The sequence below is a fragment of the Azospirillum sp. TSO35-2 genome (genome assembly GCF_003116095.1).
In the GTDB taxonomy this organism is placed as follows: Bacteria; Pseudomonadota; Alphaproteobacteria; order Azospirillales; family Azospirillaceae; genus Azospirillum.
The window spans coordinates 859,598-885,671 of record NZ_LGRA01000018.1 but is presented as its reverse complement, the minus strand read 5'-3'; the positions used below and the strand labels follow the sequence as shown (position 1 = coordinate 885,671).

Here is a 26,074-nt window from a genome sequence, read left to right as displayed (position 1 = left end):
CCAGCCGGCTCAGCGGCCTATCCGCGGAGCTTCCTGGATCCCCGCCTCCGCGGGGATGACGGAAGGACCTTTGGTTTCAGTGACTTATTGGTGCCTGAAGATCTATGGACGCGGTAGTCTCCCGGCGGGAGGGTTACCGCCCCACCACCCGGCGCAACGGGCTGTCGCCGACCGGCCAGACGCCGCGGTCGGCGGCCTTGGCGCCGTCGAACACCAGCCAGCTCTGTCGGCCGTAATGCGGCAGGGGGCGCAGCAGCGCGCGCAGGGCGTCGGCGTCGGCACCCGACACCACCAGCGCCGTCCGCCCATCCGCCGCGCGCGACACCCACACCCGCGCGCTGCCACGCCCGGCCAGTTCAACCGGCACCGGCGGCAGCCCGCGTTGGGCGAGCGCCTGCGTCACCGCCGCGTCGGTGCCGACCAGCAGCAGCGGCACGGATCCGCCAGCGGCCCCTCCGGTCGATGACGCGTCCATCAGCCGCCCGGCCAGCGCCTTCGCCGCTTCGGAGGCGTCGCCGGCCGCCGCGATCACCCGCTCGGCGCCGGGCTGCAGAGTGACGTCGCGCAGGATCGGCGGCGCCTCGCCCGGGCTCAGGCGGCGGAACAGGTCGAAATCCGGGTCGACCGTCACCGCCACCGGCGCCGCACCGCTCGGCAGATGCACCGTCACCTCCCGGCCCTCCAGCCGCAGGCGGTGGTCCTCGACACCCGCCGCCGTCTCGACCCGCACCGGCACCTCCAGGGCATAGGGCAGCGCATAGGAAGCGTCCTGGCGCAGGGTCAGGGTAACGCCGTCCCCCTCGGCATGGGCCTCCACCAGCGTCAGCATCGGCGCGCCGCGCCGCTCCACCCATTGCGCGAAGAAGCCGCCGAGGTCGCGGCCCGACGCCGCCTCGAAGGCATGGCGCAGGTCGGACCAGCCGGCGGCCTGGAAGGCGTGGTCGTTCCAGAACCGGCGGATTCCCGCGTCGAAGGCCGGCGTGCCGATCTCCGCCTCCAGCATGTGGAACAGCATCGCCGCCTTGCCGTAGCCGACGATCTGCGAGGCGTCATGGACCTTGGCCCGGAAGTCGGTCAGCGGATGGTCGCGCTCCGCCGGCAGGGCGGCGTAGTCGCGCAGCCAGTCGAGCCGCATCGCCCGCGCGGCGCCCGGATCGCGCGCCTGCGCCGCGGCATAATCGGCCATGTAGGTGGTCAACCCCTCGGCCCAGTTGCCGCCCGCCCCCACCCGCACGCCGTTGCCCCACCAGTTGTGCAGGATCTCGTGGGTCAGCGACTGGCTGCGGATGAAGGGCAGCGGCAGCACCGCCCGGCCGATGGCGGTCAGCCCGGGAAAGCCCAGCCCGACCGGCGGCGGCACCGAGACGATGCTGAAGCCGTCGAACGGATAGGGGCCGATGCGCGCGGCGTAACCGGCAATGGCCCGGGCGGTCAGGTCGAGATACTCGTCCGCCAGCCCCGCCTGTTCCGGATGGTGGTACAGCCGCAGGCGCAGTCCGCCCGGCCGCCGTTCCTCCACCGTCCAGGGGCCGGCGAAGACCGACGGTTCCTCGACGCTGCGCGTCTCCTCATACACCGCGCGGGTGCCGCCGGCGTCCCGTGTCTCCTCCACCAGCCGGCCGGTGGCGACGACGGCGTAGGCGGCCGGCAGCCGCACCGACAGGCGCCAGGTCGGCGGCTCCTCTCCAGCGGCCGGCAGCTCCGGCAGCCAGCCGGCCAGCCCCGGCAGGAAGGCGCCGTCGGCGTCGAGCGCCGGCCCGGTCCCGCCGGTGAAGCCCGGCAACCGGCCGCCGTAGCGGACCGTCACCGCCCCGTCCGGCGGCACGGTCAGCCGGACCTGCGCGCCGCGCCGCTCGACCGGGAGGCTGCGCTCACCGGCGCGCGCCTCGCGCACCGTCAAGGCAGGGTCGAGTTGGAACGCCTGCGGCCCGGCCGGCAGGGTCAGCCGGTCCACCGCCTCCAGCGTGCCGGCGGCGGGATCGAGCGTCAACTCGACGTCGTGATGCGGCGGGGCGGCAGCGGCCGGGGCGGTCCCGCCCAGCGCCAGCACCGCGGCCGCCAGGACCAGGGTCCGGGGTCGCGCGTTCGTCATGCTTCCAAGATAGGGCGCCGGTGCCCGAAGGCACCAGCGCGATGCGGCTTTACGGCACCAGCACCAGGGCGCCGCTGGTGCCACGGCCCTCCAGCGCGCGGTGGGCGTCGGCGGCGGCCTCCAGCGGCAGGGTGGTGACCGGGCCGGCGCTGAGACCGGCGGCGACGCGGTCCAGCACCGCCGCCGCCGCGGCGCGGTAGGTGTCGCGGTCGGCCATGTAGGCGAACACGCTGGGCCGGGCGAGGCACAGCGAGCGGCGCGGGCCGATCTCGGCGATGTCGATGGCGGACACCGGGCCGCCGGCCTGCCCGACGCTGGCGACCGTGCCGAACGGCCGCACGGCGTCGAAGGTCCGGCGCAGCGTGTCGCCGCCGATGCCGTCCACCGCGGCATCGACGCCGCGCCCGCCGGTCAGGTCCCGCGTCGCGGCGACGAAGTCGGTTTCGCGGTAGAGGATGGCGTGGTCCAGCCCATGGGCGCGGGCGACCGCCGCCTTGTCGGCGTTGCCGACGGTGCCGATCACGGTGGCGCCCAGGCTCTTGGCCCATTGGGTCAGCACCAGCCCCAGCCCGCCGGCGGCGGCGTGGATCAGCAGCGTGCTGCCCGGCCCGACAGCGAACACCCGGTTCACCAGCATGTGGGCGGTGATGCCGCGCAACAGCAGCGAGGCGGCGGCCACCGGTTCCACCCCGTCGGGCAGCCGGACGGCGCGGTCGGCGGCCAGCAGCCGCGCCTCGGCGTAACCGCCGGCCGGCAGTCCGGCCCAGGCGACGCGGTCGCCGACGGCGATGGACTCGACACCCGGCCCGACCGCCTCGACCACGCCGGCGCCCTCGACACCCAGCGTGGCGGGATAGGCGGGCAGCGGGTACAGACCGCTGCGGTGGTAGACGTCGACGAAGTTGACGCCGGCCGCGGCGTGGCGCAGGCGCAGCTCGCCCGGTCCGGGCGGCGGCACGGCGACGGCCGTGGGCGTCAGGACCTCGGCGCCGCCCGGCTGGGTCATCTGGATGCTGCGGATCATGTCGGCTGTCTCCGGCACTCGTTGCGATGCGCCGGAGGTTAGGCTGTGGCGCAGCGCCCGGACATTCGGCAAGATTGCCCATCATCTGGGGATTTTCGCACAGGGGAGCCGGCCGTGAACTGGGACGATCTGCGCGTCTTCCTGGCGCTGGCCCGCAGCGGCAGCCTGTCGGCGACCGCCCGGGCGCTGGGGGTGGACCATTCCACCGTGGCCCGCCGGGTCGCCGCGCTGGAAAGCGACCTGGGCGTCCGGCTGTTCGACCGGCTGCCGCGCGGCTACGCCCCGACGCCGGAGGGGGAGGAGTTCGTCGACCTCGCCCGCCGGGTGGAGGACGGCGTTCTGGCGGTGGAGCGTCACGCCCGCGGCCAGCCGGGGGAGCCGGCCGGCACGGTGCGGCTGTCGGCGCCGCCGGCCCTCGCCAGCCATTTCCTGGCGCCCCGGCTGGCCCGCCTGCGCCGCAGCATGCCGAAACTGGTGGTCGAGCTGATCGGCGACATCCGCGCCGTCAGCCTGACCCGGCGCGAGGCCGACCTCGCCCTGCGCCTGAGCCGGCCGGAGGATGACGGGCTGATCGCCCGCCGGATCGGGGCAATGGGCTACGGCCTCTACGCCGCGCGGGACTATCTGGACGGCCACGCGCCGGCGGACTGGGAGTTCATCGGCTATGACGAGAGCCTGGGCCATGTGCCGCAACAGCATTGGCTGCGGCAGGTGGCCGGCGACCGGCCCGTCGCCTTCCGTGCCAACGACCTGATGAGCCTGCACGCGGCGGCGCGGGCCGGTATCGGCATCGCGGCGATCCCCCATTTCCTCGGCCGGTCCGATCCCGCTTTGACCATGGTGCCGGCGGAGGCGACCCCGCCGCGACCACGGGACCTGTGGCTGCTGGTCCACCCCGACCTGCGGCGGTCGGCGCGGGTGCGGGCGGTGATGGACGCGCTGGTGGCGATCATCACCGCCGAACGGCCGCTGCTGGAGGACTGACCCCGCCTTAGGCGGCGCGGATGCTGGCCAGGAAGCCGTCGACCTCGCCGCGCAGGCGGTCGGCCACGCTGGACAGCCGGCCGGCCTCGTCCAGCATCTCCTCGGCCTTGCCGCCGGCGTCGGCGGAGGCCTTGTTGGCGCCAGCCACGTTGGTCGAGACCGCTTGCGCGCCCTGCGCCGCCTGATGGACGTTGGCGGAGATGTCGCGGGTCGCCGCCCCCTGCTGTTCCACCGCGGCGGCGATGGCGCTGGAGATGCTGGTCATCTGCCCGATGACGCTGCCGATGTCGCGGATCGCCACCACCGCCACGTTGGTGGCCTGCTGGATTTCGGCGATCTTGCTCTGGATGTCCTCGGTGGCGCGGGCGGTCTGGTTGGCCAACCCCTTGACCTCGCTGGCAACGACGGCGAACCCCTTGCCATGCTCGCCCGCCCTTGCGGCCTCGATGGTGGCGTTCAGCGCCAGCAGGTTGGTCTGGCCGGCGATGGAGTTGATGAGGTTCACCACCTCGCCCACCTCGTTGGCGGCGCGGACCAGCCCGTTCATCACCTCGTTGGTCTTCGCCGCCTCGTCCACCGCCTGGTTGGCGACGTCGTTGGAGGCGCTGACCTGCCGGCCGATCTCGCCGATCGAGCTGGACAGCTCCTCGGTGGCGCCGGCGACGGTGTTGACGCTGACCGCGGCCTCTTCCGCGGCCTGGGCGGCGGCGGAGCTGCGGTCGGTCGCGGTGGCGGCGCTCGCCGTCAGCGACTGGGCGGTCTGCCGCATCGTCCCCGCCGAGGTCGTCACCAGACGGACCACCTCGCCGATCGACCGTTCGAACCCATCGGCCAGCGTGGACAGCAGCGCCACCCGCTCCGCCTCGGCCTTCGCCTGCATCTCCTCCTGGGCTTGGTGCAGCCGGCGGTTCTCGACGCCGCGTTCCTTGAAGACGCCGACGGTTTTGGCCATCTGGCCAATCTCGTCACCCCGGTCGGTGTCGGTGACCGCCACCTCCAGGTCGTCGTCGGCCAGCCGGCGCATCACCACGGTCAGGCGCGACAGCGGCTGGGTGATCGACCGGGCGATCCACAGGGCCAGCAGCAGCGCCGCCAGCCCGAGCCCGGCGCCGATCAGCCCGGCCTCGATCGCGTGGCGGCGGAAATTGGCGTCGATGTTGTCGATGTAGACACCGGAACCGACCACCCATTTCCAGCCCGGCGCCAACTGCGCATAGGCGACCTTCGGGCTGGGTTCGGTCTGGCCGGGCTTCGGCCAGGAATAGCGGACATAGCCGCCGCCCTTCTGCGCCGCTTCGGTCAGCAGGCGGGCATAGTAGACGCCGTTGGGGTCCTTGGCCCCGCCCATGTTCCTGCCTTCGAACTGGGGCTGTCCGCCATGGACTTCCAGCCGGCCTTCCAGATCGGTGACGAACACATACTCCTCGCCGGAATAGCGCATGGCCCGCACGACGATCCGCGCCGCCGCCTGGGCCTGTTCCACAGTCATCTCTCCCTTGGAGGCGCGGGCTTCGAAGTCCTTGATGATGCCAACCGCGGATTCGACAACGGATTGGACGCGTTCCTGGCTTCCTTCCTCCTGCGTGTCACGCAGGGCCGACAGCAGAATCGCGCCGACACCGACGATGGCGCACAGCATCACGATGGAGATAATGACGAATTTTATTTTTATACTGATGTTTTGCATTTGGAGAGCCCCCTCGGTACGTCGAGAAAACCCTAGGGGCCAAACCGATCAGAGTCAAAACCGGTGCATCACCTATATCTAATGTAATAGCGCAAAACGGCGGATTTTAAGGAACAAACATGGAGTTCAAAAATTGTCGCAATCCGTTTCAAATAAAACGCTTTGAAAGCTCAAATCTAGGTCATTCGGCATAGAGACAAACCAAATCATACAACTTCGTCAACCGTTCGTCGCAAATCCCCAGCTCCTGAAGGTGTGAAACGGTGTTCGCCAGGTAATCGATGTTGGGGCCGCGCTGGCCGCGGCAGCCGGCGATGCGACAAACGACCGCAGCCTGATCCAGCCCGCGGCAGTATTGCGGGTGGTCGCGATCGACGACGAAGCAGCAGGCCCGCACCGAATCCAGCCCCTCCGCCGACCGCCCCTCGCGCAGGCGGACGCGCAGCAGCTTGGGCTCGTAGACCCGGCTGTCCATTTCGCGGTCCCACAGGTAATCCAGGGCGGACGGCACGTCGGCCGACGCCACGCGGAACACGATGCCCCGGCAGGAGCCGCCACGGTCGAGCCCCAGCACCAGCCCCGGCCGGTCGGGCGTGCCGCGGTAGCGATGGGAGGCGACGCAGAAGCTGCGGTGATAGCCGGCCAGCGTCGCGGCGTGCCGTTCGACAAACGGGAAGCCGGGGTTCCACATCAGCGAGCCGTAGGCGAACACCCACAGGTCGGTACCGGGAACGACGGTCAGGTCGGCGGACCAGACGGGAGGCGGAGCCTGAAAATCGGGGGCCATGGACCCAATGGACTGGTGTTCGGACGGCCCAAACCTAGCATGAGGCCTCCCACCCCGCTATAACGGCACGGACACGGAACGGACATGCCACCGATGCGACCCTCCCCCACCACTTCCGCGCCCCCCTCCCCGCGCCCCGGCCCGGACGGCCCAGGGCCGCGCCGCCGGCTCACCGGGCGCCGGATCGGCCTGCTCATGGCCCTGCTGGTGCTGCTGCCGGTCGCGGCCTACACGGTCTGGTGGTGGCAGGCGGCCCGGGCGGTGGAAAACGGGCTGAACGTCTGGATCGCCGACCAGCGCGCCAACGGCGCGGTGGTGGATCATGGCGGGCTGGCGGTCGGCGGCTTCCCCCTCACCCTGCGCGCGGTGCTGGAACGGCCACACATGGCGACGCGCGGCGCCGAATGGCAGGGCACCCGGCTGGTGGCGGAGGCGCCGCCCTGGAACCCCACCACCGTCGCCCTTGCCTTCCAGGGCGAACAGCGCCTGTCGGTGGTCCAGGCCGGGCAACCGCCGGTCGATCTCGTCGCCCCCGACGGTGGCCGTGGCGAGGCGGTGTGGCGGCTGTCGGGCACGCTGGAGCGGCTGGCCCTGCGCTTCACCGGCCTGACCGCCCAGGTCGCCGGGGTGCCGATGCCGGTCGCCGCGCTCGATGTCGGCGCCACGCAGCCGGGCCAGCCGCCGGATGGCCACGGCACCGCCGGCCTGACGGTGACGCTGAGCGCCGACGGCCTGACCCTGCCCGACGGCGCGCCGGTGGCGCTGGGCCGCGAGGTGCGGCGGGCCGAACTGACCCTGCGCGTCATGGGCGCGCCGCCGCGTCCGGAGCCGGCCAGCCTGTCGGCCTGGAGCCGCGACGGCGGAACGGTGGAGGTCGACCGGCTGGCGCTGGATTGGGGACCGCTGGGCGCGGTGCTGTCCGGCACGCTGGCGCTCGACGCGCAGCTTCAGCCGCAGGCGGCGCTGACCGCCGAGGTGCGCGGCGCGCCGGCGGTGCTCGACGCCGTGAAGCCGCTGATGCGCCCGAACGAGGCGGCGATCGCCCGCACCGTGCTGACCATGCTGGCCCGTCCGACCGGCCCGAACGGCGAGCCGGTGGTCACCGCCCCGGTGACGGTGCAGGACCGCGCCCTGTTCGTCGGCCCGCTGCGGGTCGCCGCCATGCCCCGCGTGGTCTGGTAAGCCCGTGGTCCGGTGACAAGAATCGGCCGGCGGACGGCCGAAAGGGCGGAAATGCAACACCGGGCGGCCGGCGTGACGGTTTGGTGACCGCTCCCCCTTGTTTCACCGGCGGCTTCTGGTCAAATTGACGCAGTCCTTGTCGCGGCTGCCACGGTGCGTCGTTCGATGTGTCGGTTTCTTGCCTATTGCGGCGAGCCGGTGTTCCTGGAAACGCTGGTCTGCACGCCCTGCCATTCCCTGATCGAACAGTCGATGCACGCCGCCGAGGCGAAGACGGAAACCAACGGCGACGGCTTCGGCGTCGGCTGGTACAGCGAGCGGACCGAACCGGGACGCTACTGCGAGATCCGCCCGGCCTGGTCGGACGAGAACCTGCAATCGATCTGCAGCCATGTCCGCTCGCACCTGTTCTTCGCCCACGTCCGGGCGGCGACCGGCACCGCGGTCAGCCGGGCCAACTGCCACCCCTTCAAGGCCGGGCGCTTCCTGTTCATGCACAACGGCCAGGTCGGCGACTGGCCCCGCCTGCGCCGCAAGGTCGAGGCGATGATCCCCGACGAGCTGTACGGCACCCGCACCGGCACCACCGACAGCGAGGCGATCTTCCTGGCGGCGCTGGGCCAGGGGCTGGAGCGCGATTCGGTCGGCGCCTTCCAGCGCGTGCTGCACACCATCCACGACGAGATGCGGGCGCAGGGCATCGCCGCGCCGCTGCGCTTCACCGCAACCTGGACCGACGGCGACCGGGTGTGGGCGGTGCGCTGGGCGTCGGACAACAAGCCGCCCAGCCTCTATTGGCGGCGCGGCGAGAACGGCCTGATCGTGGTGTCGGAACCGGTCGACGCCCAGCGCGACCAGTGGCGCCCGGTGCCCCCCGGCGGCGGTCTGATGGCGCGGATCGGCGCGGCGCCGGAGACCTTCACGTTTCACTGAAGTGATCAATCGCCCTCAATCGGCGGGCGCGGCCCTCCGGCCGCTTGCCTTCGCAGGCATGAGCCTGCGGGGCCGCCGTCGCGCCCCTTGCCGTCGAGCGTAAGTCGGAACTTACCCTCGGCGGCCTCACCCCTCCAGCAACCGCTCCTTCGGCAGCAGGATCGTCACCGCGGTCCCGCGGCCGGGCGCGCTGTCCAGTTCGACCCCGCCGCCGTGCAGTTCGGCGAAGCGGCGGACGATCGGCAGGCCCAGCCCGACGCCTTCGTGCTGGCGGATCAGCGAGCGTTCGGCCTGGGTGAAGGGGTTGAAAATGCGGCCGATCAGCTCGGACGGGATGCCGGGGCCGTCGTCGCGCACGCAGAGACCGACGAAGTTGTCGCGATCCTCCACCGCCAGCGTGACACGACCATCGGGCTGGGTGAACTTCACCGCGTTGTCCAGCAGGTTCAGCACCATCTCGCGCAGGCGGCGGCGGTCGACGCGCATGCGGAAGGTCGGACAGGGGTGGACCGTCACCGCCAGCCGCTTCGCCACCGCCTTCGGCGCCAGAAGGTCGGCGCAGGCGGTCAGAAGCTGCGGGATCTGCACGTCGCTTTCCTGCAGCTCGATCGCGCCGGTGGAGCCGCGGGTGTAGTCCAGGATGTTGTTGACCATGGTCAGCAGCGACTTGCCGCTGTCCTCGATCAGCTTGACGTATTCCAGGTAATCGGGGTGGCCCAGCTTGCCCATCCCCTCCCCCGCCAGCACGTCGGCGAAACCGATGATCGAGTTCAGCGGCGTGCGCAGCTCGTGGCTCATCACCGCCAGGAAGTCCAGCTTGGCGCGGTCGGCCTTGCACACCGCCTCCAGCGCCTCGGACAGCTCGGCGGTGCGCTCCGACACCCGCCCTTCCAGCTCGCGGTTCTGCTCGGCGGCGCGGCGGTAGAGCATGCGGATCTCCACCATGTTGCGAACACGGTGCAGCAGCTCCCAGGCGATGAAGGGCTTGGTCAGGAAGTCGTTGGCGCCCAGTTCCAGCGACTTGCGCCGGGTGTCCTGGTCGGTCTGGGCGGTCAGCACCAGGACCGGCACGTAATCGTCGCCGAAGACCGGCTTCAGCCGCTCCATCAACTCGAACCCGCTCATGTGCGGCATGCGGATGTCGATCAGCAGCAGGTCGAATCTCTGGGATTCGCACAGCCCCGGCACCTTGCGCGGGTCGGTTTCACCCAGCACGCGGGTGTAGCCGTCGTGGCTCAGGATCTCGCGCAGGAGATCGACGTTGGACGGGTTGTCGTCCACGATCAGGATGCCGGCATCCTTGACCTGCCGGGCAAAGGCCGGGTCGATCTGGCTCCTGTTCATCGGGGCGCGTTCACCTTCGAACCGACCGTACGGGTCAACAGCTTTGCCCTTGGCCGGCGCGAATGCAAACGAAATGCGTGCGGCACGGTCAGGCCCGCTTCTCCCAGCCGCCACGCTCGTTCTGCTGCCAGTAGGTCAGCGCGTGGCCGGCGGCCTTGCAGGTCTTCCAGCGCTGGCGGGCGGCCATCACCGCCTCGTCGTCGTTGCCGTCGAACAGGTCGCAGACCAGATCGAAGCCCTCCATCCGGTCGCTGACGCAGCCGTCCACCGTCACCAGCACGGTGGCGCCGTTGGGGTTCTCGTCGCTGTCGGTCAGCCAGACCGGCTGGCGCTCGGCGAACCCGTCGCGCGCCGCCCCGTGCGGCAGGAAGGAGCCGGGGTCGTAGGTCCACAGATGCTGGTTCAGCGCGTCCACCCGCTCCGGCGACCCGGCCAGCACGACCGCCCGCCAGTTCCGCTCCAGAACCTTCTCCAGGATCTTGGGCAGCGCCTGTTCCATCGTGCGGCGTTGCAGGTGATAGAAGCGGACTTCGGTCATGGCCGTCGCATCGCAAAATTCCCGGGTTCCCCTCCCCCCAGGGGGGAGAGGGGGATTATCGCCGGTTTTGCCTCAGCCCTCGTGGTATTCGGCCACGAAGCGGTCGAGCAGGCGCACGCCGAAGGCGGTGGCGCCCTTCGGCACCGTGGCGGCGTCCTTCTTCGACCACGCCACGCCGGCGATGTCGATGTGGGCCCAGGGCAGGTCGTTGACGAAGCGCTTCAGGAACTGCGCGCCGACGATGCTGCCGGCACCGCCGCCCGACCCGACATTCTTCATGTCGGCGGCCGGGGTCTCGATCTCCTTGTCGTAGGCGTCGCCGAGCGGCAGGCGCCACACCGGCTGCCCGACCTTCAGGCCGGCGGCCGTCAGGTTCATGGCGAGGTCGTCGTCGTTGCAGAACAGGCCGGCGTGCTCATGCCCCAGCGCGGTGATGATGGCGCCGGTCAGGGTGGCGAGGTCGATCATCAGCTTGGGCTTGTAGACGTCCTGCGCGTACCACAGGCAGTCGGCCAGCACCAGGCGCCCTTCGGCGTCGGTGTTGATGACCTCGATGGTCTGGCCCGACAGCGAGGTGACGATGTCGCCCGGCCGCTGCGCGGTGCCCGACGGCATGTTCTCCACCAGACCGACGACGCCGACGGCGTTGACCTTCGCCTTGCGGGCGGCCAGCGCGTACATGGTGCCGATCACGGTGGCGGAGCCGCCCATGTCCCACTTCATGTCCTCCATGCCGGCCGCACCCTTGATCGAGATGCCGCCGCTGTCGAAGGTCACGCCCTTGCCGATGAAGGCGACCGGCCGCTTGTCGTCGGCGTCCGGGTTGCCGTTCCAGCGCATCACGACGACGCGCGGCTCGCAGGCGCTGCCCTGCGCCACGCCCAGCAGCGCGCCCATGCCGATCTTGCGCAGCTTCTTCTGGTCGAGGATCTCGACCTCGACGCCGAACTGCTCCAGCTCCCGGGTCTTCTCGGCCAGGGTTTCCGGGTAGATGACGTTCGCCGGCTCCGACACCAGGTCGCGGGTGAAGCGGATCGCGTCGGCCAGCGTGTCGAGCTTCTTGAAGGCGGCCTTGGCGGCGCCGTCGTCCTCGACCAGCAGCGTCAGCTTGCGCAGGCTGGGCTTCGGCTCCTTCTTGTCGGCCTTTTTGTCGTTGGTGCGGTACTTGTCGAACTTGTAGGCGCGGAGCTGCGCACCAAAGGCGATCTCCACCGCGGCGGCGGCCCCGGCGAGCTTGGCGCCCTCCGGCAGTTCGACCAGCAGCGCGGCCTCCTCGGTGGCCTTGTCGAGCGTCACGGCGACGGCGCCGCCGGCCGCCTGGAGGATCAGGTCGGTGACGTCCTCCGCCTTGCCGACGCCGACCAGCAGGATGCGGTCCAGATCGGTCCCGGCCGGGGCGAGCAGGGTCAGCGTCTCGTCCTTCTTGCCGTTGAAGCGGGCGGCGGCCATGGCGCGGGCCAGCGACCCGCCGGTCTTCTGATCAAGCTCGCGCCCGATCGGGCCGAGGCTGCGGTCGGCGGCAACGGTCACGGCGAGAACGCCCGAGCTGGGCAGGGACGGCTTGGCGAAGGAGAACTTCATCGGGTCCTCTTGGGGAGTCCACGGGAGGGATCGGGCGGATGCGCCCGGAACGAATTCAGCGCGGGAAGCCTACTCCACCGATCGGGAGCGCGCCACCCCGGCTGTCGAAGTTGGGGGTGTGGGGCGTGGGAAGGTGTCGGCTGCCGGATGCCCCCTCCCTAACCCTCCCCCTCTTCGAGGGAGAGGGGACTGCCGCCGCCATCCCGTACAAGCGCTTTCTCCCTCCCCCGCCCAGCGGGGGAGGGTCGGGGTGGGGGCATCGTCAGCCGACGCCTCCCCATCCCACACTCAGGCGTCGATCGCCTTGCTCAGTTCCACCGCGTCGACCTCGTCCTGCTCCGCGTCGACCTCGACCTCGCTGCCGACCGCCGACACGCTCTCTTCGGCGCGGCGTTCCAGCACGGCGGCGAAGAAGCCGTCGGTGTCGTGGCGGGCCGGGGTCAGGCGCAGGTAGGGGCCGTCGGACGGCGGGGCGCCGGCCTCTTCCTCCGCCCAGACCTCGGCGACCGGCTTGACGATGAAGTCGGTGTGGGTCTGCAGGAAGGCCTCGATCTGGGCCTCGTTCTCGTCGTGCAGCATGGAGCAGGTGGCGTAGACCAGCCGCCCGCCCGGCTTCACCAGACGCGCGGCGCTGTCCAGGATGTTGGCCTGCAGCGGCAGCAACTGGTCAAGGCCGGGGCCGAGCTGGCGCCAGCGGGCGTCGGGGTTGCGGCGCCAGGTCCCGGTGCCGGAGCACGGCGCGTCGACCAGCACGCGGTCGAACTTGCGCTTGTGACGCTTCACCCACGGATCGCGCTCGCTGGTCAGCGGGTGGGCCTCGATGTTGTGCAGGCCGGCGCGGCGGAAGCGCTCGGCGGCGCGCTTCAGGCGCTTGTCCAGCACGTCGCAGGCGACGACGCGACCCTTGTTCTTCATCAGCGCGGCGATCGCCAGCGTCTTGCCGCCGGCGCCGGCGCAGAAATCCACCACCTGATGGCCCGGCTTCGGCGCCACCGCCAGCGCCACCAGTTGCGAGCCCTCGTCCTGGATTTCGACCAGCCCGTCCTTGAAGGCGTCGACGGTGCCGAGCGGCGGCCGGCCCTTCACCCGCAGGCCGAGCGGCGACCAGCGCGTCACCTCGGCGGTGATCTCCGCCTTGGCCAGCGCCTTGATGGCGCTCTGCTGGTTGGCCTTCAGCGGGTTGATGCGCAGGTCGAGCGGGGCCGCCTCCAGCAGCTTTTCCATCTCCACCGCGAAACGGTCGCCGAGCGACAGGCGCATCGGCCGCTCGGCCCAGTCCGGGCATTCCACCCGCACCGTCTCCGGCATCTCCGGATGCTCCAGCGTGTGGCTGTCCATCGCCGTGACCATGGCGAGTTCGTCGTCGGTCAGCCGGGCGGGGGCGAACTTGCCGCCGCTGAACATCTCCAGCACGACACCGGCGTTCCGGCGCTCCTCCAGCAGCATGTAGGCGAGCATGCGGGCGCGCGGGGTGGGACGCTCGTAGCCGGCCCGTTCGATCCACCAGCCGAGCCGCGCGTGACGCCGCAGGATCGCGTAGGCGGTCTGCGCGATGTTGGTGCGGTCCTTCGACCCGATGTAGCGGCGGTTGCGGAAATAGGCGCTCATCACCGCGTCGGCGGGGCGAGGGGTCTCGTCGATCTCGGTCAGCAGATCGATGACCGCCTGGAGGCGGGCGGCGGGTGTCATGGCGGCAGGTCCCTTTGGGAATTCGATAGCGGCGACTTGGGAAGTCAATGGCGGCGAACAGGAAACGGTTCGGCACGTTCCACAACACCGTCGATACCGCGTTTGCCCGCCGCTGTCACGCTTCGCCCGCCGCGGAGCCGCCCTGCACGCCGTCCCGACCCTCGACCGCCGTCCCGCCGCCCCGTGACATCAGCGCGCGGGACTACCCCGAATGCGCCGACGGGGATTGACGACTCGGGGTAACACCCGGCACAAACGATCGAGGGATGTGACCTTGTCGTGACCACGCCGCCGCCTGGAACAGGATGGCGGCGGACCGGGCGGTGAGGGCTCCAACGGAAAGCCTGATCTTGGGAACGGGGTGCGCGATGGCGGCTGCGGCTGGGAACATGTGTGCGCGGAGCGTCGGCCATGCGGCGGGCCGGGTGGCGGGACGGGCGGGACGCTTGGCCCTGGTCGCCGGCCTGCTGGCGACGCTGGCGGCCTGCGCCGGCACCGCGCCGCCGGTCACCGGCCAGCGGCCGCTGGCCCAGCGCCCGACCTGGGACCAGGTGTCGCCCGACTTCCGCCAGTTGGCCGGCTGGATCGACGACGACCATTCCCAGGCGGTCCCGGCGGTGCAGCGCACCTGCGGCTGGGTGAAGAACCAGCCGCCGGGCAAGCCGCTGGGGGCGCTGAAGGCCGCCGGCACCACCGACGACTGGCGCGCCATCTGCGCCGCCGCCCGTGACCTGCCCGCCGGCGATTCCGAGGCGGCGCGCCGCTTCTTCGAGACCCACTTCACCCCGCGCGACGTCAGCCGGGGCGAGAACGGGCTGTTCACCGGCTATTATGAGACCGAGGTGCACGGCAGCTGGACGCCGACCGAGCGCTACAACGTGCCGCTCTACCGCGTGCCGCCGCGCGGCAAGAACGGCCTGCCGACCCGCGCCCGCATCGAGGCCGGCGCCCTGAAGGGCAAGGGGCTGGAACTGATGTGGGTGGACGACCCGGTCGACGCCTTCTTCCTGGAGATCCAGGGGTCGGGCCGGGCGGTGATGGCCGACGGCTCGGTCGTCGGCATCCATTACGACGGCCAGAACGGTCACAGCTATTACCCGATCGGCCGCCATATTATCGACATCGGCGACGCCACGCCGGAGCAGATGTCGCTGCAGCTGATCCGGCGCTGGCTGAAGGAGCATCCGGCCGAGGCCCAGCGGGTGATGAACCTCAACCCTTCCTACGTCTTCTTCAAGGTCAAGCCCGAGGTCGGCGCCCGTGGCGCCCGCAACATGGAGCTGACCCCCGGCCGTAGCCTGGCCGTCGACGCCGAGCACATCCCGCTCGGCGTGCCGCTGTGGCTGGAGGTGCGCGACGCGCCGGTGCCGGGCGGCGCGATCAACCGGCTGGTGGTGGCGCAGGACACCGGCGGCGCCATCAAGGGGCCGGTGCGCGGCGACCTGTTCTGGGGCCACGGCCCCCAGGCGGAGGAAGGGGCCGGCGTCATGAAGGCGCGCGGCCACTACACCATGCTGGCGCCGCGCAACCCGTCGGTCGAGACCGCGCTGCGGAAGTGACGGCATGGGGAGCGACTCCATCCATCCGGCCATCCGGCTGGAACGCCTGACCGCCCTGCCCGACCGCCGGGCGGCGTTGGCGGCACTGGAGGAGATCTTCTTCGCCTCCACCACCCGGACGGAGTTCGCGTCCGACGCCGAGCGCGCCGCCTTCCTCGACACCTGGACCGGCTGGTTCGTCACCCAAGCGCCGGACGATGTCTGGATGGCGCTGGCCGGGGATGACGACCGACGGATCGTCGGCTATCTCACCGGCTGCAAGGACAGCGCCGGTGCCGTCGATCTCGCCCGGCGCATCCCGAAATACGACGTGTTCGCCGACCATTTCGCCGCCTACCCCGCCCATTTCCACATCAACGTCCGGCCGGGCTGGCGCGACCACGGGCTGGGCCGCCGGCTGATCGACCGCTTCGTCGAAGACTGCGCCGCCGACCGGCTGCCCGGCGTGCATCTGGTCACCGCGGTCTTTGCCCGCAACGTCGATTTCTACCAGCGCGCCGGCTTCACCAACGCCTGCCAGCGCGGCCCGCTGCTGTTCCTGGGGCGCTGTCTTTGAACGATCGGCTGTGCTAGGCAGGATCGTCGCAACGCCTGGAAGCCTGCTGCCATGTCCCGCCCGCCCCTGCTGATCGAAAGCCCGCAGAACCCGCAGTTCAAGCTGTGGGAATCGGCGCTCGACGGCCGCGGGCTGAAGAAGAACGGCAAGTTCCTGCTCGCCGGGCTGAAGACGGTGCCGGAGGCGCTGCGCCACCACCCCGACCGGTTCGAGCGGCTGCTGTTCACCGACCCGGCCCAGGTCGCCGGCTGGCCCCTGCCGCCGGGGGTGGAGCCGGTGCAGTTGGCACCCGCCCTGTTCCGCACGCTCGACGTGTCGGGCACCGGCTTCCCGCTGCTGGTCGGCGCCGTGCCGACGATGCCGAGGATCGACCTGTCGCAGCCGCCCCACGGGCTGGAGCTGCTGTGCGCGCTGGGTGATCCCAGCAACCTGGGCGCCCTGCTGCGCAGCGCCGCCGCCTTCGGCGCGTCGCGCGTCGTGCTGCTGGAGGGGGCGGCCCATCCCTTCCACCCGAAATGCCTGCGCGCCGCCTCCAACGCCCAGTTCGCCCTGACCCTGCTGCGCGGCCCGCGCTGGGCCGAGGTGAACGCCGCCGCCGGCCCGCTCTTTGCGCTGGATGGCGGCGGCGCCGATCTGACCCGCTTCGACTGGCCGGCCGACCTGCGGCTGATCCTGGGCGAGGAAGGCCAGGGCGTCCCGGCCGATTGCCCGGCGACGCGGCTGTCGGTGCCGACCACCGGAGCGGTGGAGTCGCTGAACGCCACCGTGGCGGTCAGCGTGGCGCTGTACGCGCGGTTCGCGGCGGCGAGGCGGTAGGCTTCGGGTGCCCCCTCCCCATCCCTCCCCCTCTTCGAGGGAGAGGGGGCAGGATTTTTGCGGAGGTTATGCAAAGGGCGGCGGCAGTCCCCTCTCCCGCCCAGCGGGGGAGGGTCAGGGAGGGGGCATCGCCAGCCGACACCCACCCACCCCTCGCCCCCTACCCCATCACCGACGCCAGCACCCGCACCACCTGATCCGACCCGTAGGGCTTCTTCAGCACCGGCACGTCGGCGAAGCGTTCCGGCACCGCGGCGGCTTCGCCGTAGCCGGTGGCGAAGACGAAGGGGATGCCCAGTTCGCGCAGGCGGTCGGCGACCGCGACCGACGTCTCGCTGCCCAGATTGACGTCCAGCACGCCAACCACCGGCGGGTCCTCGTCGATCAGGCGCAGGGCGTGGCGGACACCGGAGGCGGTGTTGACGCGGCTGGCGCCGAACTGGGTCAGCACGTCCTCCGTCGCCATCGCGATGATCATGTTGTCCTCCAGCAGCAGCACCGCCCCGTCGATGGAGAAGTCGTCCGCCGGCATCGCCCCCCGGTCCGGCCCGCCGCCGGGCAGCGCCGAGGCGATGGTGACGTAGCGGGCCGGGATCATGAAGCGGGCCTGCACGCCGGACGGGGCGTAGGTGACCTCCGCCTCGCCCTGCAGATCGTGCGGCACCGAACGTTCGATCACCGTGGTGCCGAAGCCGGTGCGGTTCGGCGCCTGCACCGGCGGGCCGCCATTCTCCCGCCAGCCGAGATGCAGCCGGCCGCCGCCGTCGACCGACCAGCGCGCCTCGACCCAGCCGGCGCCGTCGCTGAGCGCGCCGTACTTGGCCGAGTTCGTCGTCAGCTCATGGACCACCAGCGCGAAGACGGAGAAGGCCTGCGGCGCCAGCAGCACCTCCGGCCCGGACAGCCGCACCCGCTCGCGCTTGTCCGACAAATAGGCGCCGATCTCCGCCGCGATCAGCGCGCGCAACGAGGCCGGCCCCCAATTGTCGGCGGTGATCTGGTCGTGGGCGCGGGCCAGCGCCTCGATCCGGCCGGCGACGATGCCGGCGAACTGCTGCACCGTCTCCGCCCCGCTCTCGCTCTGGCGCACCAGGGCGCGGACGAGGCTGAGAATGTTGCGGACCCGGTGGTTCAGCTCGGCGATCAGCAGCTCCTGCCGCTCGCCCGCCGCCTTGCGGCTGTGGCTGGCGACGTCGGCCAGGCGCAACACCACCTCCAGCAGCGTGACCCGCAGCGATTCGGCGACGCGCAGGTCGATGTCGGTCCAGGGCTGCGACCGGCCGACGACGGTCTGGGTCCAGGCCTCGAAGCTCTTGCGCGGGGTGAGGCGCGGCGGGACGGCGCCGGGTTCCGCCGGCTGAGCGGACTTCTGCGGGTCGCCGGCCCAGGTGACGGTGTGCACCACCTCCCCGCGGAAGAAGACCAGATAGTCGCGCGGCGAGCGCGACACCGGGATCGCCAGCAGGCCGCAGGCGCGCTCGGTGAAACCGCGGGCCGGCGGGTGCGCCGCGCCCAGTTCGTCGGTGGCGTAGACCTGGCTGGGCGGCGTCCGATGCAGGAAGCGCATGACGCCCAGCGTCTCCTCCCGCGTCGGCGTCCGGCCCTCCAGATGCATCTGCCCGTCGATGCAGCAGGCGAAGCCGTCGCACTGGATCAGCGTCCGCAGTTCGGCGGCGACGGCGGTCAGGCTGTCGAGCGGCGATTCGCTGCCCGCCAGCATCGACATGATACGGACATGGGCGCGGCGGGCCTGCGCCTCGTGCTGGCTGTCGCGCTCGCGCTCCCGCCCCTCCAGCAGCAGCGAGACCATCTGGCCGAACAGCTCGGCGGTGGTCCGCCGTTCGAAGGACAGCGCGCGGGCCTGCCGGTGGTGGCAGGCGAACAGCCCCCACAGCTTGCCGTGGCGTAGGATCGACACCGACAGCGAGGCGTGGACTCCCATGTTGCGCAGATACTCGACATGGATCGCCGACACGCTGCGCAGCAGGCAGAGCGACAGGTCGAGCGGCCGGCCGGTGGGATCGAGCGGCGGCACCAGCGGCACCGGCGCCGCGTCGACGTCGCCAATGCAGCGCAGCCAGCTCCGCTCGTACAGGCGCCGGGCCTGCTGGGGAATGTCGGAGGCGGGATAGCGCAGGCCGAGGAAGCTGCCGATGCCGTGCACCGCCGATTCCGCGATGACCTCGCCCGAGCCGTCGGGGGCGAAGCGATAGACCATCACCCGGTCGAAGCCGGTCAGCGCCCGCATCTGCCGCGCTGCCTCGCGGCAGAAACCGTCGAGGCCGGGGGCGCTCTGCACGCGGGCGATCATCGAGCGCAGCAGCGACCCGGAATCGGGCGGCCCCTCCCCCTCGCTCGGCTCCGCCTCGATGACGATGGTCGAGCCGGAGAGGTGGACGGCGACGTCGCAGACCGGGGCGCGACCGGACAGCCGGACACCGAAGGCGCGCTCCACCCCGCCGTTGATGTGGGCGACCTGCAACCGCCCGCGAATCGTGTGCAGCGCCTCGCCGTCGATCAGCCGGGCCAGCGGCGTGCCGAGCAGCGCGTCGGGTTCCACCCCCAGCCAGCGGCCGATGTTGGCGGAAACGTGCAGGATGATCCAGTCGGCCGAGACGGCGATCAGGAAGCCGGTCGGCTGGATCAGCCCCAACTGGTGGATGGGTTCACGGTCGCAATCGGTGAGATCGGCAGACCCCGCTGGAACCGGGCCGCTCATCGAGCAGAGACTTCGGACAAACGCGACCTCAAGCGGAAGCTAGACCAGTGGCGCTTGTCACGCCCTGCCAAGGGATGAGGACAACAATCTAGGCAGAGGGATGGAGCGCCGCAACGCTCCAAAATGGCTATTCCTATGCACCAATTACGGCATAGCGACTTAACATAGGATAAGATTTACCGCACCCGGTGCATCACTTGCTCTGTTGTCGGTCATCCCTGCGGGAGGGGCGGCGAGCCTCACGCCGCCATCCCACCACCGACGCCAAGCCCCCGGGCCCTCACCCCAAAGAATCCGCAGCGGCACCGTTCATCCCTGGCGGGCTGCGCGACGGCCGGCGACGGGACAGGATGCCGGCCGTCCCATCCACCACCGGGTTCCGCCATGACGACCGCGCCCACGATCCAAGACGACCGCATCCGCATCCGCGAGGTCACGCTGCTGTCCGACGACTGGTATGTGCTGAAGAAGACGACCTTCGACTACCGCCGTCGCGACGGCCGCTGGCAGACCTTGAGCCGCGAGACCTACGATCGCGGCAACGGCGCGGCCCTGCTGCTCTATGACCCGACGCGCGGCACCGTCCTGCTGACCCGGCAATTCCGCTTTCCGGCCCACGTCAACGGCCACCCGGAACCGCTGCTGGAGGTCTGCGCCGGCCTGCTCGACGACCGCAGTCCGGAGGACGCGATCCGCGCCGAGGCGGAGGAGGAGCTGGGCGTTGCCGTTCAGGCACCGCGCCGGGTGTTCGACGCCTTCATGAGCCCCGGTTCGGTGACCGAGCGGCTGACCTTCTTCATCGCCGAGTACCGGGCCACCGACCGCAGCGACGGCGGCGGCGTCGCCGAGGAGGGCGAGGACATCGAGGTGGTCGAGTTGACCTTCGCCGATGCCCTTGCGAGGATCGACGACGGGGCGATCCTGGACGGCAAGACCATCATGCTGCTGCAGCACGCTGCCCTTCACGGCCTGCTGCCGCGGTGACGGCATCCGCCCGCCCGGCCGGAACAGGCGATGCGGACGGGGACTGGATGATCGACGACGGGGATCTCGACTGGGAGGACATCCGCGCCTTCCTGGCCACGGCGCGCTGCGGCAGCCTGACCGGCGCAGCGCAACGCCTGCGGCTGAGCCCGCCGACCCTCGGCCGCCGGCTGAAGCGGCTGGAGGACAGGCTGGGCGGTCCGCTGTTCGACCGGCTGCCCAACCGGCTGGAGTTGACCGCCCTCGGCCGCTCGGTGCTGGACAGCGCCGCCGCCATGGGTGACGCCGCCGCGGCCTTCGCCCGCCAGGCCGACCGCTTGGCCACGACGGCGCAGCCGGTGCGGGTGACGGCGACCACCTCGGTCTCCGCCTTCCTCACCCTTCACCTGCCCACCCTTCTCGCCGACACAGGAGCGGACCTGACCATCCTCAGCACCCGCAACGCCCTGAACCTGGCGCAGCGGGAGGCCGACATCGCGTTGCGCATGGACCGGGTGCCGGCCGAAGGCGATCTGGTCACCCGGCGGCTGGCGCGCTTCGGCTTCACGCTCTACGCGGTGCGGGACCTGCGCGCCGACTGGTCCGGCCGCTGGGACGGTGCTCCGGTGGTCGGCCTGCCGGAGACCCGACGGCGGCCGTCGCAGTCGGGATGGGTCGACGACATGGCACGGGAGCGCGGCGCCCGCGTCGTGGCGCGGCTCAGCGAGCTGCCGATGCGGCTCGACGCCGTCCGCCGCGGGCTGGGCACGACGCTGCTGCCCTGCGTGCTGGGCGACGCCGAGTCGACGCTGGTCCGCGTCGTCGACCCGCCGGCCGCCCTGACGGAGGATGTCCATCTGCTGGTCCACCGCGACCGGCGCGACGCGCCGGCCGTCGCCGCGGTGGTGGAGGCGCTGGTGCGGCTGTTCCGCCGCCACGCCGACGCGCTGGCGGGGAACTGAGCCTCAGCCCCGCCCGGCGATCAGGCTTTCCGCCGCGGCGCGGGCCTCGGCGGTGACGGTGGCACCGGACAGCATGCGGGCGATCTCCTCGCGCCGCTCGTCGCCGTCCAGCTCGGCGACGCCGGTGGTGACCTGCTCGCCCTTCTGCGACTTCTGCACCTTCAGATGCACCGTGCCCCGCGCCGCGACCTGCGGGCTGTGGGTGACGACCAGCACCTGCAAGCCGTGGCCGAGCGTTTCCAGCCGCTCGCCGACCGCCGCGGCGACGGCGCCGCCGATGCCGGTGTCGACCTCGTCGAAGACCAGCGTGCCGACGGTGGAGGTCTGGGCCAGCACCACCTTCAGCGCCAGCATGAAGCGCGCCAGCTCGCCGCCCGACGCGATCTTGTTCAGGGCGCCCGGCGGCGAGCCGGGGTTGGTCGCGACCTGGAAGGCGACGCGGTCGATGCCGGACGCGTTCCATTCCGACTCGTCGAGCGGTTCGACCAGCGTGCGGAACTTGGCCTTTTCCATCTTCAACGGCGCCAGTTCGGCAGCGACCGCGACGTCGAGCCGGCCGGCGGCCTCCCGGCGGGCGTCGCTCAGCGTCTTGGCGGCGGTGTGGAAGCTGGCGCGGGCCGCCTCCGCCTCCTTGGCCAGCTTGGCCAGCAGGTCGCCCTGGTCCTCGATCAGCAGCAGGCGGCCGGCCATGTCGTCGCGCAGGGCGGCCAGCGCATCGACCTCGACGCCGTGCTTGCGGGCGGCGGCGCGCAGGGCGAACAGCCGTTCCTCGAGCTTTTCCAGCGCGCGCGGGTCCATGTCGACCCCGCTGGAGGCGGACTGCAGTGCGGCGATCGCCTCCCCCGCCTCGGTCGCGGCGCGGTCGAGCGCGGCGATGACCGGGTCCAGCGTGCCGCCGGCCTTGTCGGCGATGCGGCTCAGCGTGCGGATCGCCGAGGACAGCGCCCGCTCGACACCGCGGTCGCCCGACAGCTCGGCGTAGGCGGCGTTCATGCCGTCGACCAGCTTTTCCCGATGCATCAGCACGGCGCGGTTTTCGGCCAGCTCCGCTTCCTCGCCCGGCTTGGGAGAGAGCGCGTCCAGCTCGGCCACCGCGTGGCGGAGGTATTCCTCCTCCGAGCGGGCACGGGCGATGTCGGCGGCGGCGGAATGGCGGGCGTCCTCGACCTGCCGCCACGCCCGATGCGCGGCGGCGACCTGCGCCGCCTGGCCGGCGAGACCGGCGTAGGCATCCAGCACGCTGCGGTGGGTCTGCGGGTTCAGCAGGCCATGGGTGTCGAACTGGCCATGCACCTCGACCAGCTCGGCGCCCAGCGTCTTCAGCAGGCCGACGCCGACCGGCTGGTCGTTGACCCAGGCGCGGCTGCGGCCGTCGGCGTTGACGGTGCGGCGGATCACCAGCGCCCCGTCACCCGAATCGGCGTCCAGCCCCTGCTCCTTCAGGATGGCGAAGGCGGGGTGGTCGCCCGACAGCTCGAACTCGGCGGTGACCGCCGCCTGGTCGGCGCCGTGGCGCACCAGACCCGAATCGGCGCGCGCGCCGAGCGCCAGCCCGAGCGCGTCGAGCAGGATCGACTTGCCCGCGCCGGTCTCGCCGGTCAGGGCGCACAGGCCCTTGCGGAAGGACAGGCTCAGCCGCTCGATCAGGACAACGTCCCGGATCGTCAGCGACACGAGCATGGAGCGTCCTAGAACAGGGAGTTCCAGGCTCGATTGAGCCACGACTTCTCGTTTCGCTCGGGACGCAGATTGGCGTCCACCAGCAGTGCGTAGCTGTCCGTGTACCATTCGCTGCCGGGGAAGTTGTGGCCGAGCACGGCCGCGGCGGCCTTCGCCTCGTCGGTCACGCCCAGCGCCAGATAACACTCCACCAGCCGGTGCAGCGCCTCAGGCACATGGGACGTGGTCTGATAGTTTTCAACGACGGCGCGGAAGCGGTTGATCGCCGCGGTGTATTGATGCTGACGCAGGTAGAAGCGCCCGACCTCCATCTCCTTGCCGGCAAGGTGATCGTTGGTCAGGTCGATCTTCAGCTTGGCGTCGCGGGCATACTGGCCATCGGGGAAGCGGCGCACCACGTCCGACAGGGCATCGAGCGCCTGCCGGGTCATGCGCTGGTCGCGGCGCACGTCGGTGATCTGCTCGTAATAGCACAGGGCCCGCAGGTAATAGGCGTAGTCGACATCCGGGCTGCCCGGATGAAGCTGGATGAAGCGGTCGAGCGCCAGGATGGCGTCGTCGTACTTCAGATCCTGGTAATGGGCGTAGGCGGCAAGGAGCTGCGCCTTGCTGGCCGATTCCGCATAAGGATGCTGCCGCTCGACCTCGTCGTAGAGCTTGGCGGCCTTCTTATAGGATTCGTCCCGCATCGCCGCGTCGGCTTCCGACAGAAGCTGATCGGCCGGACGCTCGACATACGCGTCCTCCTTGGTGGAGGAGCAGGCGGACAGTGCGGCGGACAGAAGGATGGCCGTCAGCGGCAGGCGGTACGGGCGTGGAAGCATCGTCGTCTTGAGCGCTTTCGAAGTTGCCCCTGTATAGCACGCAGGGGTGAGGGCGCCGCAAGCGGTAACGCGGGTGGGCGGCAGAGCCCGGGGAAACACCCCCGCCTGGTCCGGGCAAGGGGTGACCGGCAGCGGCTCAGCCGAACAGGGCGTCGATGTCGGCCTGGCTGATGTTGCCGCTGTCGGGGGTCGCTTCGGCCGGGCCGTGCAGGTCGAGGTCCTCGTCCTTCTTGGTGACCGACGGCGGCAGCGGCATCGCCTCGAACTCGCGCTTGTTCCACAGCCCCATCATCGCGTCGACGCGCTCTTCGATGAAGGACATGGCGCGGACGACCTTGGTGATGCGCTGGCCGGTCAGATCCTGGAAGTTGCAGGCCTCGTAGATGCGGACGATGACGTCGACCATGTCGTTGACGCGGTCGTTGTGATAGCCCTCCGGCAGGGAGGACTTCAGCTCCGACACCACCTCTTCCAGCTCTTCGGCGCAGGCCATGATGGTGTTGGTCGCCGCCTCCGTCGCGGCGACGACGGCGCTCAGCTCCTGGCTGGCCTGCTGGAACTTGTCGTCGCCGGCCAGCGGGTGGCGGATCGCCGCCATTTCCACCTTGGTCGCCTTGATCCGGCCCGAGATGTCGGCGATCTCCACCTGGATCTGGTCGATCTGCGCCGCGTCCATGGTCAGGAAGCGGTCCAGCTTGGCGCCCAGGTCGCCGATGGCGCGGATCACGTCGCTGTTGTCGGCCTGCACCACCTGCACCGGCGCCGGCAGCGCGGGCGCCGCCCCGTCCTCGACCAGCGCCTTGAACGGGTGCCCGGATTTGCGGGCCTTCTGAAGCTCGGCCATGAAGGGCTTGGTCATCTGCTTCATTCTCGGTCCCGCCTCTCGGAAACGGCCGCCTTGGCCTTGGTGGTGGAGTGTGGCTGATGTTCGGTCGGCGTGTCGGTGTCTGGGCCGGCCCTTGCCCGTCCGGCGGGCAGCCGGAGGGAAGGATCGGGATGGAAGGGGGCGGGGACCCGCGGGTGCCGGTTGCCGTCGGCGCCCGTTACCCGAACAGGGCGTCGATGGCTGCCTGGTCGAGCGGTGTCGGCGGCTCGGCCGCCGCGGGCGGCGGCGGCGGTGCGGCGGGCTTCGGCGGGGCCTTGGCCTTGACCGGAGCCCCCGGCGGTTTCGGCACCGGCTTCTTGGCCGGCGCGGGCGCGGGTGCCGCGGCGGGTGCCGGGCTGTCGAACAGGCTGTCGATGTCGGCCTGACTCGCCTGCACCGGAGCCGCGGCGGCCGGAGGAGCGGCGGCCGGGGCCGGGCTGTCGAACAGGCTGTCGATGTCAGCCTGGCTGGACTGGACCGGGGCCGGAGCCGGGGCGGGCGCCGGGCTGTCGAACATGCTGTCGACGTCGGCCTGGCTGACGCCGTGGCCGTCGAGCTGCGGGCCGTTGAGCAGATGGGCGTCGGGGCGCTTGTCGGTCTGCTCCTCCGCCACCACCATGCCGGCCAGACCGTCCTCGCCCCAGATGTTGATCATGGCGATGACGCGCTGTTCGATGTAGCGGAGCGCGTTGACCACCTTGCTGGTGCGCTGGCCGGTCAGGTCTTGGAACGAGCAGGCGGTGAAGATGTTGTTCACCTCCCCGTCGATCTCGTTGCACATCGCCGGGTCGGCGCCGCTGGCGCGCAGCTTGCCCGCCAGATCCATCAGCCGTTCGGCGGCGTTCAGGATCTCGAACGAGGCGCGCTCCGTCGAGATGACGATGGCGTCCAGTTCGTTGGTGGCGGACAGGATCTTGTCGCTCGACCCGTCGGGCGGACGCAACGCCGCCACCTCGCGCCGGGCCTGTTCGATGGAGGCGGCCATTTCCATCAGTTCGCGGCGCAGGACCCCGACATGCTTGCCGGCCTCCACCGCTTCGTTCTGCCGGCTCCAGGAGTCGCGAAACTCCTGCAGCATGGCGCGCACCTCTTCCGTGGCGGCCCCGAGGGACCGCCGGTGGAGCCGCCGCAGGAACGCCCTCCCCTTCGCCGACCGGGCGATGGCGTCCTCGATCTGCTCGAACTCCTCATCGGACAGCTGTGGAAGCTGCTCCAAACCGGTCCACTCCCCAAACTGGATGCGCCAGCCGCCCTACGCTCCGGACGCGGAACGGCCTGACCGCCTTACG

21 protein-coding genes are annotated in these 26,074 nt (G+C 71.0%); 8 read left to right on the top strand and 13 right to left on the bottom strand.

The genetic code is table 11. The features are described 5' to 3' along the window. Positions 1-133 precede the first annotated feature (133 nt). Positions 134-2,092 carry a M1 family aminopeptidase gene (locus TSO352_RS14935; protein WP_109108084.1) on the bottom strand — a complete coding sequence of 653 codons (1,959 nt, stop codon included), beginning with the start codon at positions 2,090-2,092 and terminating at the stop codon, positions 134-136. 49 nt (positions 2,093-2,141) lie between these two features. Next, positions 2,142-3,116: a quinone oxidoreductase gene (locus TSO352_RS14930; protein ID WP_199231602.1), complete on the bottom strand. Its 975-nt coding sequence runs from the start codon at positions 3,114-3,116 to the stop codon at positions 2,142-2,144. 114 nt (positions 3,117-3,230) lie between these two features. On the opposite strand from TSO352_RS14930, the gene TSO352_RS14925 reads away from it, so the two are divergent. Continuing rightward, positions 3,231-4,100 carry a LysR family transcriptional regulator gene (locus TSO352_RS14925; RefSeq protein ID WP_109108082.1) on the top strand — a complete coding sequence of 290 codons (870 nt, stop codon included), beginning with the start codon at positions 3,231-3,233 and terminating at the stop codon, positions 4,098-4,100. Positions 4,101-4,107: 7 nt separating this feature from the next. Here TSO352_RS14925 and TSO352_RS14920 read toward each other — a convergent pair whose 3' ends face one another. Further along, positions 4,108-5,787, bottom strand: coding sequence for a cache domain-containing protein (locus TSO352_RS14920; protein ID WP_109108081.1), 1,680 nt, complete (start codon positions 5,785-5,787; stop codon positions 4,108-4,110). A gap of 181 nt (positions 5,788-5,968) precedes the next feature. Then, a complete protein-coding gene (locus TSO352_RS14915) occupies positions 5,969-6,574 on the bottom strand; it encodes a gamma-glutamylcyclotransferase (protein WP_109108080.1) in 606 nt (201 codons plus the stop codon). Between the two features lie 195 nt (positions 6,575-6,769). Between TSO352_RS14915 and TSO352_RS14910 the strand changes: the two genes are divergently transcribed. Then, complete coding sequence (locus TSO352_RS14910) at positions 6,770-7,756, top strand: DUF2125 domain-containing protein (protein WP_247872110.1); 987 nt, start codon at positions 6,770-6,772, stop codon at positions 7,754-7,756. Between the two features lie 165 nt (positions 7,757-7,921). Then, positions 7,922-8,689, top strand: a complete 768-nt coding sequence (locus tag TSO352_RS14905) for a class II glutamine amidotransferase (protein ID WP_109108078.1) — start codon at positions 7,922-7,924, stop codon at positions 8,687-8,689. A gap of 126 nt (positions 8,690-8,815) precedes the next feature. Here TSO352_RS14905 and TSO352_RS14900 read toward each other — a convergent pair whose 3' ends face one another. The 4 genes from TSO352_RS14900 to TSO352_RS14885 all read right to left on the bottom strand — a co-directional run bounded on the left by TSO352_RS14900 (position 8,816) and on the right by TSO352_RS14885 (position 13,841). After that, entirely contained in the window at positions 8,816-10,033 is a 1,218-nt protein-coding gene (locus TSO352_RS14900) for an ATP-binding protein (protein WP_109108077.1), read from the bottom strand. An 88-nt stretch (positions 10,034-10,121) separates the two neighbouring features. Then, positions 10,122-10,571, bottom strand: coding sequence for a DNA polymerase III subunit chi (locus TSO352_RS14895; RefSeq protein ID WP_109108076.1), 450 nt, complete (start codon positions 10,569-10,571; stop codon positions 10,122-10,124). Positions 10,572-10,643: 72 nt separating this feature from the next. Beyond that, on the bottom strand, positions 10,644-12,152 hold the full coding sequence (locus TSO352_RS14890; protein ID WP_109108075.1) for a leucyl aminopeptidase: 1,509 nt from the start codon (positions 12,150-12,152) through the stop codon (positions 10,644-10,646). Positions 12,153-12,440: 288 nt separating this feature from the next. Then, positions 12,441-13,841: an RsmB/NOP family class I SAM-dependent RNA methyltransferase gene (locus TSO352_RS14885; protein ID WP_109108074.1), complete on the bottom strand. Its 1,401-nt coding sequence runs from the start codon at positions 13,839-13,841 to the stop codon at positions 12,441-12,443. A 446-nt stretch (positions 13,842-14,287) separates the two neighbouring features. Between TSO352_RS14885 and TSO352_RS14880 the strand changes: the two genes are divergently transcribed. Genes TSO352_RS14880 through TSO352_RS14870 form a run of 3 tightly spaced genes read left to right on the top strand, consistent with a single transcriptional unit; the run spans position 14,288 to position 16,772 of the window. Further along, positions 14,288-15,400: a murein transglycosylase A gene (locus TSO352_RS14880; RefSeq protein ID WP_247872109.1), complete on the top strand. Its 1,113-nt coding sequence runs from the start codon at positions 14,288-14,290 to the stop codon at positions 15,398-15,400. A 4-nt stretch (positions 15,401-15,404) separates the two neighbouring features. Continuing rightward, entirely contained in the window at positions 15,405-15,956 is a 552-nt protein-coding gene (locus tag TSO352_RS14875) for a GNAT family N-acetyltransferase (RefSeq protein ID WP_109108072.1), read from the top strand. 51 nt (positions 15,957-16,007) lie between these two features. After that, positions 16,008-16,772, top strand: coding sequence for an RNA methyltransferase (locus TSO352_RS14870; RefSeq protein WP_109108071.1), 765 nt, complete (start codon positions 16,008-16,010; stop codon positions 16,770-16,772). 160 nt (positions 16,773-16,932) lie between these two features. Here TSO352_RS14870 and TSO352_RS14865 read toward each other — a convergent pair whose 3' ends face one another. Continuing rightward, the gene (locus TSO352_RS14865) at positions 16,933-19,491 is read right to left on the bottom strand and encodes an HWE histidine kinase domain-containing protein (protein WP_109108070.1); all 2,559 of its coding nucleotides are present in this window, start codon (positions 19,489-19,491) and stop codon (positions 16,933-16,935) included. Positions 19,492-19,875: 384 nt separating this feature from the next. On the opposite strand from TSO352_RS14865, the gene TSO352_RS14860 reads away from it, so the two are divergent. After that, positions 19,876-20,475, top strand: coding sequence for an NUDIX domain-containing protein (locus TSO352_RS14860; RefSeq protein WP_109108069.1), 600 nt, complete (start codon positions 19,876-19,878; stop codon positions 20,473-20,475). Positions 20,476-20,522: 47 nt separating this feature from the next. After that, positions 20,523-21,416, top strand: coding sequence for a LysR family transcriptional regulator (locus tag TSO352_RS14855; RefSeq protein ID WP_109108068.1), 894 nt, complete (start codon positions 20,523-20,525; stop codon positions 21,414-21,416). Positions 21,417-21,419: 3 nt separating this feature from the next. Here the strand turns inward: TSO352_RS14855 and recN are convergent, their stop codons facing one another. The 4 genes from recN to TSO352_RS14835 form a co-directional block, all read right to left on the bottom strand. Then, complete coding sequence (recN, locus tag TSO352_RS14850; protein ID WP_109108067.1) at positions 21,420-23,096, bottom strand: DNA repair protein RecN; 1,677 nt, start codon at positions 23,094-23,096, stop codon at positions 21,420-21,422. Positions 23,097-23,104: 8 nt separating this feature from the next. Continuing rightward, the gene (locus tag TSO352_RS14845) at positions 23,105-23,920 is read right to left on the bottom strand and encodes an outer membrane protein assembly factor BamD (protein WP_109108066.1); all 816 of its coding nucleotides are present in this window, start codon (positions 23,918-23,920) and stop codon (positions 23,105-23,107) included. 136 nt (positions 23,921-24,056) lie between these two features. Next, a complete protein-coding gene (locus TSO352_RS14840) occupies positions 24,057-24,788 on the bottom strand; it encodes a protein phosphatase CheZ (RefSeq protein WP_109108065.1) in 732 nt (243 codons plus the stop codon). A 175-nt stretch (positions 24,789-24,963) separates the two neighbouring features. Then, positions 24,964-26,001, bottom strand: a complete 1,038-nt coding sequence (locus TSO352_RS14835; protein WP_109108064.1) for a protein phosphatase CheZ — start codon at positions 25,999-26,001, stop codon at positions 24,964-24,966. Positions 26,002-26,074 lie beyond the last annotated feature (73 nt).

Bases quoted from the DNA above. Each gene is read 5' to 3' on its own strand.
- TSO352_RS14840 (WP_109108065.1), bottom strand. From the start codon at position 24,788: ATGAAGCAGATGACCAAGCCCTTCATGGCCGAGCTTCAGAAGGCCCGC.
- TSO352_RS14890 (WP_109108075.1), bottom strand. From the start codon at position 12,152: ATGAAGTTCTCCTTCGCCAAGCCGTCCCTGCCCAGCTCGGGCGTTCTC.
- TSO352_RS14915 (WP_109108080.1), bottom strand. From the start codon at position 6,574: ATGGCCCCCGATTTTCAGGCTCCGCCTCCCGTCTGGTCCGCCGACCTG.
- TSO352_RS14855 (WP_109108068.1), top strand. From the start codon at position 20,523: ATGATCGACGACGGGGATCTCGACTGGGAGGACATCCGCGCCTTCCTG.
- TSO352_RS14935 (WP_109108084.1), bottom strand. From the start codon at position 2,092: ATGACGAACGCGCGACCCCGGACCCTGGTCCTGGCGGCCGCGGTGCTG.
- recN (WP_109108067.1), bottom strand. From the start codon at position 23,096: ATGCTCGTGTCGCTGACGATCCGGGACGTTGTCCTGATCGAGCGGCTG.
- TSO352_RS14885 (WP_109108074.1), bottom strand. From the start codon at position 13,841: ATGACACCCGCCGCCCGCCTCCAGGCGGTCATCGATCTGCTGACCGAG.
- TSO352_RS14860 (WP_109108069.1), top strand. From the start codon at position 19,876: ATGACGACCGCGCCCACGATCCAAGACGACCGCATCCGCATCCGCGAG.
- TSO352_RS14895 (WP_109108076.1), bottom strand. From the start codon at position 10,571: ATGACCGAAGTCCGCTTCTATCACCTGCAACGCCGCACGATGGAACAG.
- TSO352_RS14845 (WP_109108066.1), bottom strand. From the start codon at position 23,920: ATGCTTCCACGCCCGTACCGCCTGCCGCTGACGGCCATCCTTCTGTCC.
- TSO352_RS14910 (WP_247872110.1), top strand. From the start codon at position 6,770: ATGGCCCTGCTGGTGCTGCTGCCGGTCGCGGCCTACACGGTCTGGTGG.
- TSO352_RS14900 (WP_109108077.1), bottom strand. From the start codon at position 10,033: ATGAACAGGAGCCAGATCGACCCGGCCTTTGCCCGGCAGGTCAAGGAT.
- TSO352_RS14920 (WP_109108081.1), bottom strand. From the start codon at position 5,787: ATGCAAAACATCAGTATAAAAATAAAATTCGTCATTATCTCCATCGTG.
- TSO352_RS14930 (WP_199231602.1), bottom strand. From the start codon at position 3,116: ATGATCCGCAGCATCCAGATGACCCAGCCGGGCGGCGCCGAGGTCCTG.
- TSO352_RS14865 (WP_109108070.1), bottom strand. From the start codon at position 19,491: ATGAGCGGCCCGGTTCCAGCGGGGTCTGCCGATCTCACCGATTGCGAC.
- TSO352_RS14905 (WP_109108078.1), top strand. From the start codon at position 7,922: ATGTGTCGGTTTCTTGCCTATTGCGGCGAGCCGGTGTTCCTGGAAACG.
- TSO352_RS14875 (WP_109108072.1), top strand. From the start codon at position 15,405: ATGGGGAGCGACTCCATCCATCCGGCCATCCGGCTGGAACGCCTGACC.
- TSO352_RS14870 (WP_109108071.1), top strand. From the start codon at position 16,008: ATGTCCCGCCCGCCCCTGCTGATCGAAAGCCCGCAGAACCCGCAGTTC.